The 12,441-nt window shown below is 47.2% G+C and carries 6 protein-coding genes; 4 read left to right on the top strand and 2 right to left on the bottom strand.

All coding sequences use genetic code 11. The features are described from left to right. Positions 1-219: 219 nt before the first annotated feature. A complete protein-coding gene (locus BS19_RS06660; RefSeq protein WP_038174177.1) occupies positions 220-1,689 on the bottom strand; it encodes a glutamate synthase subunit beta in 1,470 nt (489 codons plus the stop codon). Beyond that, complete coding sequence (gltB, locus tag BS19_RS06655) at positions 1,689-6,236, bottom strand: glutamate synthase large subunit (RefSeq protein WP_038174176.1); 4,548 nt, start codon at positions 6,234-6,236, stop codon at positions 1,689-1,691. Before gltB ends, BS19_RS06660 begins: the two co-directional genes overlap by 1 nt. 530 nt (positions 6,237-6,766) lie before the next feature. Between gltB and mnmL the strand changes: the two genes are divergently transcribed. The 4 genes from mnmL (at position 6,767) to BS19_RS06630 (ending at position 12,418) form a co-directional block, all read left to right on the top strand. Continuing rightward, positions 6,767-7,726 (top strand): tRNA modification radical SAM protein MnmL/YtqA, encoded by a 960-nt coding sequence (gene mnmL, locus BS19_RS06645; protein WP_038174174.1) that lies wholly within the window; start codon positions 6,767-6,769, stop codon positions 7,724-7,726. 48 nt (positions 7,727-7,774) lie between these two features. Then, a complete protein-coding gene (locus BS19_RS06640; RefSeq protein WP_038174173.1) occupies positions 7,775-9,523 on the top strand; it encodes a GGDEF domain-containing protein in 1,749 nt (582 codons plus the stop codon). Positions 9,524-9,604: 81 nt separating this feature from the next. Then, complete coding sequence (arcB, locus tag BS19_RS06635; protein WP_038174172.1) at positions 9,605-11,962, top strand: aerobic respiration two-component sensor histidine kinase ArcB; 2,358 nt, start codon at positions 9,605-9,607, stop codon at positions 11,960-11,962. 9 nt (positions 11,963-11,971) lie between these two features. Beyond that, complete coding sequence (locus tag BS19_RS06630; RefSeq protein ID WP_038174171.1) at positions 11,972-12,418, top strand: hypothetical protein; 447 nt, start codon at positions 11,972-11,974, stop codon at positions 12,416-12,418. Positions 12,419-12,441 lie beyond the last annotated feature (23 nt).

Genomic DNA, 12,441 nt, shown 5'->3' with positions numbered 1-12,441 from the left:
ATATCACGCCAATATGCGATTTACCACTAAATACGCTGTAATAGTCTATATTATTCAGTAGGTTAGTTTTTTTGTTGTTACAATTTTGCAACAAAAGAGGTGTTGTAAAAACAAAAAAGACCAGCACAATGTGCTGGTCAAATGGAAAAGTTTGGAAGGAAAAATTGCTAATTTGTTGCGACCTAGTATCGACTAAAATCGATACTAGGCCGTAATCACTTACGCAGAGAGCATCAGTGAGTTTGCTTTTGCTTCTAGGTTTGAACCACCCATCAAGTACTCATCAATGGCAATGGCGCATTCACGCCCTTCATTGATACAACGAACCACCAAAGATTGGCCAGTACGCATATCACCTGCAGCAAAGACCCCTTTTTGATTGGTGGCAAAGCCTTGTGTTTCGACATTGCCACGCTCATCCAACTTAATGTCTAGCTGAGCCAGAACACCCGTTGGCTCTGGGTGTAAAAAGCCCATCGCTAGGAATGCCATATCACATGCAATCACACGTTCAGAGTTCGCCACTTCTTCAAATCCTGGGCGTTGACCTGGCTTTGCGTCTTGCCAAACAATGTCAGCAATGCGCAGGCCGGTGACTTCACCTTTATCGTTGCCGATAAACTCTTTGGTCAGAATGTTCCAATGACGATCACACCCTTCTTCGTGTGACGTGGTGGTTTTCATGATCATTGGATACTGAGGCCAAGGCATATTTGCCGGGCGTTTTTCTGGTGGCACTGGCATGATCTCTACTTGAGTGACACTGGCCGCTTTGTGACGATTGGACGTTCCGACACAGTCAGAGCCAGTATCACCACCACCGATAACCACGACATGTTTACCTTTCGCGTGAATTTCTTCAGTTTTAAGGTCCATGCCGTTGGCGCGGCGGTTGTTTTGGCTAAGGAATTCCATTGCAAAGTGAACGCCTTTGAGATCGCGACCCGGAACGGGAAGATCACGAGCAACCGTCGATCCCCCTGTCAGTAGAACGACATCGAACTCTTGACGTAATTGCTGGGCGTTGATGTCGACACCGACGTGTTGGTTAACTTTAAATTGAACCCCAGCTTCCGCCATTAGGTTAATTTTACGGTCAATCACATCCATACCCAATTTGAAATCTGGGATGCCGAAACGAAGCAAACCACCGACTTTCTCGTCGCGTTCAAACACAGTTACACAGTGACCGGCACTATTAAGCTGTTCTGCCGCGGCCAGACCCGCAGGGCCACTGCCGATAATCGCCACGGTTTTACCACTGCGAGAACGAGGCGACTTCGGTTTCGCGTACCCTTCACGGTACGCAGTTTCGACAATGGTTTTCTCGATGTTACAGATAGTGATCGGATCTTGGTTGATGCCTAATACACAAGCACTTTCACACGGCGCAGGACACACACGACCTGTAAACTCCGGGAAGTTGTTGGTTGAACTGAGAATGTTCCACGCTTCTTCCCAGCTGTCACGATACACGGCGTCGTTAAACTCAGGGATGATGTTACCAATCGGGCAGCCGTTATGACAAAACGGCACACCGCAATCCATACAACGCGACGCTTGGGTATTAATTTTTTCACCAAACTCGTCGTTGAGGACAAACTCTTTATTGTTTTCTATTCGAACACTTGGGTCGATTTTGCTTGGTAGCTCACGACCATGTTCTAAAAATCCAGTAGGCTTACCCATTACACGGCCTCCACTTGTTCCGTTAGTGTTTGCTCAGCTTGCGCTTTACGCTTTTGAAGTACCGCTTTGTAATCACGTGGCATGACTTTCACCAGTGACGCAATGCTTGCTTCAAAATTGTCGAGGAAAGACTGGGCAACTTCACTTCCTGTGAATTCAACATGCTTAGTGAGCATCTGTTGCAATAGCTCACGGTCTTCTGCTTCGATAGGATCTAAGTCGACGAGTTCAGGATTGAGCTTAGTTTCGAAGTCGCCTGCTTTATCCCAAACATAAGCGACACCGCCACTCATACCCGCCGCAAAGTTGCGACCTGTCGAGCCTAAGATCACGGCAACGCCACCAGTCATGTATTCACAACCGTGATCACCGATACCTTCTACCACGACTTTCGCACCAGAGTTACGTACGCAGAAGCGTTCACCAGCCATACCACGAATGTAAGACTCACCCGATGTTGCACCGTAGAAACAGACGTTACCGACAACAATGTTATCTTCTGCGACTATGGTTGATTTCAAGTCTGGGTAAAGCACCAAAGTACCGCCAGACAGCCCTTTACCCCAGTAGTCGTTGGCATCGCCTTCGACTTCAAACTTGACACCTTTCGCCAAGAAAGCACCGAAGGATTGACCTGCTGAGCCATTGAATTTCACCTGCATTGGCTGAGGTAAACCTTGGTCTCGGTAGACTTTAGAAATCTCGTTCGACAGCATCGTGCCCGCAGAGCGGTCGGTGTTGACGATAGGGAACTGTGCATTTACCGCTTTGCCTTGCTCTAACGCTGGGATCGCGGCTTGGATTAGCTTGCGATCCAGAACATCTTCAAGGTTGTGGTTTTGCTTCGTTTGGTTGTAAACCCCATCTTGCTCACGCGCTTGCTCAATGTGCAGTACGGGTGAGAGATCTAGGTTTTGGTATTTCCAATGGCTAACGTCGTCACGCACTTTGAGTTTTTGCGATTGACCGACCATTTCGTCGATAGTACGGAAACCAAGTTCAGCCATGATTTCACGTAAGCCTTCTGCCATGTATTGGAAGAAAGTCACGACATCTTCTACGCGACCATCAAAACGTTCGCGTAGTGTTTTATTTTGCGTTGCGATGCCCACAGGACAAGTATTCTTATGACACTTACGCATCATGATACAACCTTCGACAACGAGAGCAGCCGTTGCCACGCCCCATTCTTCAGCACCAAGTAGTGTTGCTACCGCGAGATCACGAGGCGTTTTCATCTGGCCATCAGACTGAACCACAATACGGTTACGTAGACCGTTTTTCAGCAGTGTTTGATGTGTTTCTGCCAGACCAAGTTCCCAAGGAAGACCAGTATGACGGATAGATGACATAGGAGATGCCCCAGTACCACCATCAAAACCGGCGATAAGTACCACATCGGCTTTGGCTTTGGCAACACCAGAAGCAATCGTCCCTACGCCCGCTTCTGATACGAGCTTAACGTTAACGCGGCCATCGCGATTGGCATTTTTCAAGTCGTAGATAAGCTGAGCCAAATCTTCGATTGAGTAAATATCGTGATGCGGCGGTGGCGAAATCAGACCGACGCCTGGGGTTGAGTGACGCGTTGCGCCAATCCAGTCATCGACTTTATCACCCGGTAGTTGACCCCCTTCACCTGGTTTCGCTCCTTGAGCCATTTTGATCTGTAGCTCATCAGCGTTGGTTAGGTAGTAAGAGGTGACACCGAAGCGACCTGATGCAACCTGCTTGATCGCCGAACGCTCCCAATCGCCGTTTTCTTTGCGCTCAAAACGATTTGGATCTTCACCGCCTTCGCCTGAGTTCGATTTCGCGCCAATGCGGTTCATCGCAACCGCTAAGGTTGAGTGCGCTTCGTGAGAGATCGAGCCGAACGACATCGCACCAGTTGCAAAGCGTTTCAGGATGCTATCGATAGACTCAACCTCTTCAATCGGAATTGAACCAGCTGGGTTTTTAACGAAGTCGAGTTGGCTACGCAGCGTTGCGGCGTCATTGCCTTGATCATCGACTGCTTTAGCGTATTGCTTAAATTGCGAGAAATCTTTATTACGTGTTGACTGTTGTAGTAGCGAGATCGTCTCAGGATTAAACAAGTGCTTTTCACCACGTTGTTTCCACTGATAAACGCCGCCGACATCCAGTACTTGCACCGGAATTTCGCGTGTTGGGAAACCAATGCGGTGACGTACCATCACTTCTTTAGCGATGTCATCAATGGTCAAGCCCTGAATACGAGAAACGGTTCCAGTGAAGTATCGATCGACCACAGGTTTGCTGATCCCAAGTGCTTCAAAGATCTGTGCACCATGGTAAGACTGCAAGGTCGAGATGCCCATTTTGGAGAAGATCTTCAACAGGCCACCGTTGATCGCTTGACGGTAGTTCTCAAACAGATCGCGAGTGCTGGTTTGTGGATCGAGCTTTTTGGTGCGCTGCAATTCAACCATGGTTTCGATAACGAGGTACGGGTTGATGGCATTGGCACCATAGCCGATGAGCGTGGCAAAATGGTGTGTTTCACGAGCATCACCCGTTTCGACCACAATGTCACACTTAGCGCGTAAACCTTTACGGATCAGATGGTGATGCACGGCACCAACCGCCAGCATGGCAGGGATGGCCGCGTGGTTAGAGTTCACCGCACGGTCAGTCAGTAAGATAATCGAATAACCGTCAATGACCGCATCTTCAGCGTACTGACAGATACGTTTAAGTGCGCGCTCTAGTTTGCCTTGGTCTTCACTGGCCTGAAACACGATATCGAGTGTTTTTGCTTGCAGGTGCTCGTTATCAATCGCACGCAGTTTTTCCAGTTCAGAGTTAGACAGAACCGGAGATTCAAGCTCAACTTTTTGACAGTGTTGTGGTGATTCAGTCAACAGGTTCTGATCTTTACCAAGGTAAGTGTTCAGCGACATGACCATACGCTCACGAATCGGATCGATTGGTGGGTTGGTTACCTGAGCAAACAGCTGCTTAAAGTAGTTAGATAGGTGTTGTGACTGGTGCGATAGGATCGCTAATGGCCAGTCTGCGCCCATTGCCGAAAGAGGCTCTTTGCCATCTTTTGCCATTGGCACGATGATTTCATTGACCTCTTCCGAGCTCACACCAAATGCTTGTTGTTTGTGAAGGAGTTTTTCTGGAGAAGGCTGGTTAAACTCATTGCTCGCATCGGGTAGCTTTTTCAAGCTAAGTAGATTCTCTTCAACCCATTTCTGGTAGGGCTGAGCGCTGGCTATGCCATCTTTGACTTCTTCATCAGAGATGATACGACCTTGCTCTAGGTCTGCAACAAAGATACGTCCAGGTTGCAAACGACCACGGAATTCTACGTTTTCTGGTGCAATATCGACAACGCCTGACTCTGACGCCATCACAAGGAAGTCATCTTTAGTCACGGTATAGCGTGATGGACGTAAGCCATTTCGGTCAAGCGTCGCGCCGACTTGAACACCGTCGGTGAAACAGACAGAGGCTGGGCCATCCCATGGTTCCATTACGTTGGCGTGATATTGATAAAACGCGCGGCGAGTGGGATCCATGTTTTTGTTTTCTTGCCATGCTTCAGGAATCATCATCATCAGTGCATGAGGCAAGCTACGTCCAGAAAGAACCAGTAGTTCTAACGCCATATCGAAATTCGATGAGTCTGAAGCGCCTTCTTGACATATCGGCAGTAGCATATCGATTTCGGCTTGAGTAAACAGATCCGATTCGATGATTGCTTCGCGGGCTTTCATCCAGTTCAAGTTGCCGCGGACGGTATTGATTTCACCGTTGTGGGCAATATAACGGAAAGGTTGTGCCAAGCGCCATTTCGGGAAGGTATTGGTTGAGAAACGTGAGTGGACCAAAGCGAGAGCCGTCACCATGGTCGGATTTTGTAAGTCGAGGAAGTATTGAGGAACTTGCTCAGTGGTTAACTGACCTTTGTAAACCAACGTCTTGTATGACATTGAGTTGATGTAGAAGTCGTCACCAATGTTAGATACGCTCTCTAAACACACGCGAACGGTATAGTTACGCAGGACATACAGTTTACGCTCAAGCTCTTGCGGGGTGATACCTGGACCACCAGAGATAAACACATGTTCAAACTGTGGCTCAGTACTGAGCGGGTCGGCACCAATCATTGAGTTATCGGTTGGCAATACACGATAACCAATGACATCCAACTCAAGGCGTGCAGCATTACGCTCTAAAATATCGCGACACTGAGCACGCTGATGTTCATCTTTGGGGAAAAGCACCACACCAACGCCATACTGCTCAAAAGAAGGCAGCTTAATACCAAGCTTGACCGCTTCTTCGAGGAGAAATTCGTGAGGTTTTTGTAGCAAAATGCCGGCACCGTCGCCTGAGCAAGGATCACAACCTTGGCCACCACGGTGTTCCATGCGGGCAAGCATATCAAGAGCTTGCGTAACTACGTCGTGCGATTTACGGTTTTTAAGGTGAGCAACAAAACCGATACCACAAGCGTCATGCTCCAATTCTGGAGTATATAGACCTTGTGAACTTTGCTCTCTATCTAGCATGGATACATCCTTCCAGTTCAAATAGGCGCAATGATGCTAGTCGAAACTAGTTCTACGTCCTGTCCATTATTTTTATGATTCGAAGTCGACCTGGGTTGGCGACTTTGATTCCTTTCCGTATCTCGCTGAAAAATATTGCGAGAAAAACAATCCTTGGTGAAAACCCTTTTTTTATGGTCACAATCTAGTGATTTATATAGGTAGGAGTAGGGTTTCACCGACGTTTCGCCGAATAAATGTGTAATAAAAACCACAAAAGACAGCGAAATCTGTAAATATCCTACAATTTACTTGGCCTGCAATGCAATCAAAACTCGCTGCTGTTGCCCATATTTTTCGCGTTTTAAACGTTAATATGTTTAACTTTTGCTTAACAATTGGCTTTTGACCGATGTTTTCTGCATGTTTATTGACTTTGCTTAACATCTAACTTGTTTGAAATCGTTACATTTCTCCCTTAATTTTTTTCAAAAATGTAATTTAATTACATTAATCTTAATGATATTTATTTCGTTTTGAGCGAGTGTCGCATGCAACTTCATCAACTGGTCAATACCATTGGACAAGATTTACAGCGCCGTTATGGAGAGAAGGTGCATAAGCTCACTTTACATGGCGGCTTCAGTTGCCCAAATCGAGACGGAACCATAGGTAAAGGCGGCTGTACTTTTTGTAACGTTGCTTCTTTTGCTGATGAGCAAGCGCAAATCCACAGCATCGAACAGCAACTCTTCGATCGCGCCGGTGAAATTACCCGAGCGAAAAAATACCTCGCATACTTTCAAGCCTATACCAGTACTTACGCAGAAGTTCAGGTATTGAAGAGCATGTATGAGCAAGCGCTTGAGTGTGCGGATATTGTTGGCTTGTGTGTCGGTACTCGTCCTGATTGTGTGCCAGATGCGGTATTAGAACTGCTGTCGGGGTATGTCGAACAAGGGTATGAGATTTGGCTTGAGCTTGGCTTACAAACAGCCAATAACACGACGCTTAAGCGTATTAATCGTGGCCACGATTTTGAGTGTTACGCAGAGATCACTCAACGTGCACGCGCGTTGGGCATTAAAGTGTGTACCCATCTTATTGTGGGGTTACCGAAAGAGACCCGAGATGACAATGTAGCGACTCTACAACAGGTTTTGGCGGTTGGTACCGACGGCATCAAATTACACGGTTTGCATATTGTCGAAGGCAGCACAATGGCGAAGGCGTGGAAAGCGGGGCGGCTTGAAGCCCCTGAGCTGGATCAATACGTTGCAATCGCCAGTGAATTGATTCGCATGACACCTGCCGATGTGGTTTATCATCGCGTCTCTTCTGCCGCACGTAGGCCAACGCTGCTGGCGCCATTGTGGTGTGAAAATCGTTGGCTGGCGATGACAGAAATTGGCCGAACACTTGATCAAGATGGTCCTCAGGGGTCGCTTCTAAATCAACCATTTATATATACAAAACCAATAATAAAGGCTGATGATTCGGCAATAACCTGATATCTTTTGTACCATTATGTCATGGGCATTATGAATTAGAGTGATCGAATGGAGCCATTTCTAGTTTGGTTGTGGGAGACATCACGAGAATATTGGATTGATGTTGTCATCATTACGCTGTTTTGTTGTGTGATGTTGGCGCTCTATATTCGCATTCAAGCACACATCACTGATCTGATGCTCTCGTCGCCACACGCGGTACTCGTGATCGACGGCCAAAGTGGCCAACTGTTGTTGGCAAATTGCGTGGCGAGCGAGCTGTTGGCCGTTCGTGTGGTCGGTAAACAGTTTATTTTACCGGATTTAGTGACCGCTCCATTTCTCTTGTCAATTATCGCTCCTCTTAAGCTGCACCCTCGCACTTCGCATTTACTCACCTGGCCAATTTCAGATAACAATAATGTCAAATTGGATGTTACTGGGCGCAAAACTTGGTTTTGCCATCGTGTGGTTTGGACGCTGCATTTTTCGGCGCATCAAAGCACGACTGAAGAACTTCAAGCTCAAGTCGCGTCGCTATCGGTGATCAAAAGTGCCTTTGATAATTTGTCTGAACTGATCTTTATTAAAAATCAAACGGGTCAGCTAGTTTCAACCAATCGCGCTTTTAAAAATTTCTGGCAAGGACGTGAAGAAGAGGGAAGTGCAGATATTCACGGCATTATTAAAGGGCGCGCTAGCAATCGCCGCTGGACCATTACTCCAGATGGCCGCAGTTGTCTGTTGGAAAGCTATCAAAGTGTTCTGATTGCTTCGGATGGAGAGTCGATTGGGACGCTCGGCATTAGCCATGATGTGACTGATTGGCACAACATGCAAAAGAACCTGCGTGATGAGATGGAAAAGCGCCGTGACACCGAAGTGGCCTTGGCTCAACGCGATACCATCTTACAAAATATCCTTGAATCGAGCCCAGATTCGATCGGTATCTTTAACGAAAACATGGTTTATCAAGCGTGTAATCAACCTTTCGTTGAAGCGTTGGGGATTGCACACGTCGATGATTTGATTGGTAAACGATTGCAAGATGTCATTGATGATGATGTCTATCAACGCTTATCTGACACCGATAATAAGGTGTTATACGAAGGTAAGTCTTTACGTTACATCGACCGTGTGATGGGAAGTGATGGGGAGTTTATTTGGTACGATGTAGTGAAATCACCGTTTCGCGATCCTGCCTCGGGGACTAATGGCGTGTTAATCATGGCGCGTGATGTTTCCGAGCGTTATCTGGCAGAGCAGAAACTAGAAGAAGCCAATCAAGAATTAGAGCGTTTGAGCTTTATTGATGGCTTAACTCAAATTGCTAATCGCCGCCGCTTTAACGAACAGTTAGAGACCGTATGGTATTTGCACATTCGTGAAAAGCAGCCACTGACGGTGATGCTGTGTGATATCGACTACTTCAAGCATTATAATGATTTGTATGGCCACCAACGTGGTGATGAAGCGTTGATAAAAGTGGCCAAGGCCTTTCAGCAGGTGCTGACTCGTTCAAGCGATTGTGTCGCCCGTTATGGGGGCGAAGAGTTTGCTTTTATTTTGCCCAATACCACCACCGATGGGGCACTTAAAGTTGCTCATCGCATCCATCAAGGAATTGCTGACTTGTCACTTGAACACCAAGCGTCCGATGTGTCGACGCAGGTCACCATTAGTATTGGTTTGATGTCACTTACGCCACAACCTCTTGATAGCCGTGAAATTATCGTGGCGTTGGCCGACAGTGCGCTCTATCAAGCCAAAGCCAATGGCCGCAATCAAACCTGTGTGCATCACACATCAGAGAATTAACCCATTATCGATAAAGGTTTTTTTAGCTGTCGCTGAGGAAAACAGGTAAAATTTTACCACTGTTACCGTGCGGAGCTGTGAATGAAGCCAATTAAAAACCTCGCTCAGTATTATGTCGATCTGCTTGTTAAACTGGGCATTCTACGTTTTTCTATTCTCCTTGCCTTGGCGCTCGTTGCTCTTGCCGTTGTGGTTCAAGTTGGTATTACTTTAGTCCTCAGTGGGCATGTCGATGATATCGATATTGTCCGCTCGGTGTTCTTTGGTTTGTTAATTACCCCTTGGGCGGTGTACTTCCTTTCCGTGGTGGTTGATCAATTAGAAGAGTCTCGCCAACGTCTTTCTAAGTTGGTGTCGAAGCTCAAAGACATGCGCTCGCGTGACCAAGAACTGAATCAAAAGCTGCAGCAAAATATTGCCAAGCTCAATCAAGAGATTGAAGAGCGGATTAAAGCCGAAGAAGCACGTGAGGAAGCGATGAAAGACCTCGAAAATGAGGTATTTCAGCGTGAGAGAACTCAGGTCGAACTGGCTGAGCGAACCGCTTTACTGCGCTCGTTTATTGATGCCTCACCTGATCTTATCTATTACCGTAATGCCGATGGTGTGTTTTCCGGTTGTAACCGGGCAATGGAGGAACTGACCGGCAAGAAAGAGAGCCAGTTAGTCGGCCTGACGCCATGGGATGTGTACAGCAAAGAGGTCGCTCAACAAATTGTTGATACCGATCAGAGAGTGTTTGCTGACAACCAAGCGCTGACCTATGAGCAGTGGCTAGAATACCCTGATGGCAGACGTAACTACTTCGAACTACGCAAAGTGCCCTTTTACAGTAAAGAGGGGCGTCACCTAGGATTGGTGGGTTTTGGCCGAGACATTACCGAACGCAAACGTCACGAAGAGTCATTAGAGAAGGCGAGTCGCGATAAGACCACCTTCATTTCGACCATCAGTCATGAATTGAGAACGCCGCTCAATGGCATTGTCGGCTTGAGTCGTATGCTGCTTGATACGCAGCTAACGGCTGAGCAGCGCAATCATATGCAAACCATCAACGTCAGTGCGATTACCTTAGGTAATATTTTCAACGACATCATCGATATGGATAAGTTTGATCGTCGTAAACTTGAGCTTTACCCTGCGCCGCTTAACTTTGAAGAGTTTATCGCTGAGATGGAAAGTATTTCAGCCTTGATGGCCTCACAGAAAGGGCTTCGCTTTGATTTAGAGCGGCTCAGTGATCTGCCGACGGCGATTGAGGTGGATGCGACCCGCTTGCGCCAAGTGCTGTGGAATCTAGTCAGCAATGCAATGAAGTTTACCAAGGAAGGTGGGGTCGTGATGTCCGTTAGCTCTGAAGTGGACGGAGACTTCGCTAATATTGTCATGGAAGTGGAAGACAGTGGGATTGGCATACCAGACGAAGAACTGGATAAGATATTTGCGATGTATTATCAAGTTAAGTCGGGTAAAGATAACCTGCATGCGGTCGGCACCGGTATCGGGTTGGCGGTTTCTAAACAGTTGATCAAGATGATGGACGGCGATATTACCGTTTCAAGTGAAGAAGGTTTTGGTAGCACATTCACGGTGGCCATTCGTGTGCCTCTGGCGCAGAGTCCTCAGTTACCAACGCTGCAGTCGGCGACCTCGCAAGAGCTCAATATTTTTATGGTAGAAGATATTGAACTCAACATCACCGTTGCTCGCTCATTGCTAGAAAGCATGGGCCACGAAGTTTCGGTGGCAATGACGGGCATGGAAGCGATGGAGATGTTTGACCCAGAAATTTACGATCTGGTGTTTTTAGATATTCAATTGCCCGACATGACAGGTTTTGATGTCGCGGAATACTTTAGGCGCACCTATTCTGATTTACCACCGTTAGTCGCATTGACCGCCAATGTGTTGAAAAACAAACGTGAATACCTCGATAAAGGAATGGATGACGCGATCAGCAAGCCGCTATCGGTGACGGCGATGCAAGAGGTGCTGGCTAAGTTCTCTCCCGCAAAAGCGCAACCGGAAGAGGTGTCTGTTGCCACTGCAAGCGAGCCAGAACTCAGTGAAAGTGAAGAGATATACTCTCGTCTGCTTGATCTCGATATGCTCGAATCGTATATCAGTATCGTTGGGCCTCAGCCGGTACTCGATAGTATCGTGATGTTTGAAGAGATGATGCCGGAATACCTCCAAGTTCTTGATTCAAACATGGTCGCTAAACATCAAGAGGGGATCGTTTCTGAAGCGCATAAAATAAAAGGTGCGGCAGGATCGATTGGCCTTAAGCATATCCAAAGGGTCGCACAAAAAGCGCAATCGCCGGATTTACCTGCGTGGTGGGAAAATATCGACGATTGGGTTGAAGAGATGAAGAATGAGTATGACAATGATATACAAATTCTTAAACAGTGGTTAAGACAAAGGTCAAATGGCTAAGGTGAAACAATGAACAAATTCGCATTTATCAGTCTAGGCGCCGCTCTGCTGGTGGGGTGTAGCACTCAGCCGATGGATTGGCAGCAAGATCAACCTGTGACCATCTCTGAGGCGACCGTGACGCTGAAAAGCACCGTGTGGATTGATATGATGCCGGCGATCGGTGAAGGGCAAGACAATATCTTACATGGTTCACTGTTACTCGACTCTGAACAGGGGCTAACGCCAACGATCAATGTTGAAGTGGTCTCGATTCAACAGGGTGAGCAGGTATGGCTAATCGAAGGTGAAGCCGTCGAATTGCGTACTTATAGCCCCAATCAATGGGAAGTGGCGTTCGAGTGGCAAGTACCGTTAGATCCAGAACAGCCAGTGGATATTGCGTTGCAATTGAGTGACCAGGGCAAAAAGGCTTGGGTGGTCAATAAACAAGTGGCGGTCGACAAGATTTACTAACTTGGAACGATCGTCTCAGACAA

The organism is Vibrio pacinii DSM 19139, from assembly GCF_000711795.1.
GTDB classification, from domain to species: Bacteria; Pseudomonadota; Gammaproteobacteria; order Enterobacterales; family Vibrionaceae; genus Vibrio; species Vibrio pacinii.
Note: the sequence above shows the minus strand (reverse complement) of the source record. Positions and strands in the feature narration are given on the sequence as shown.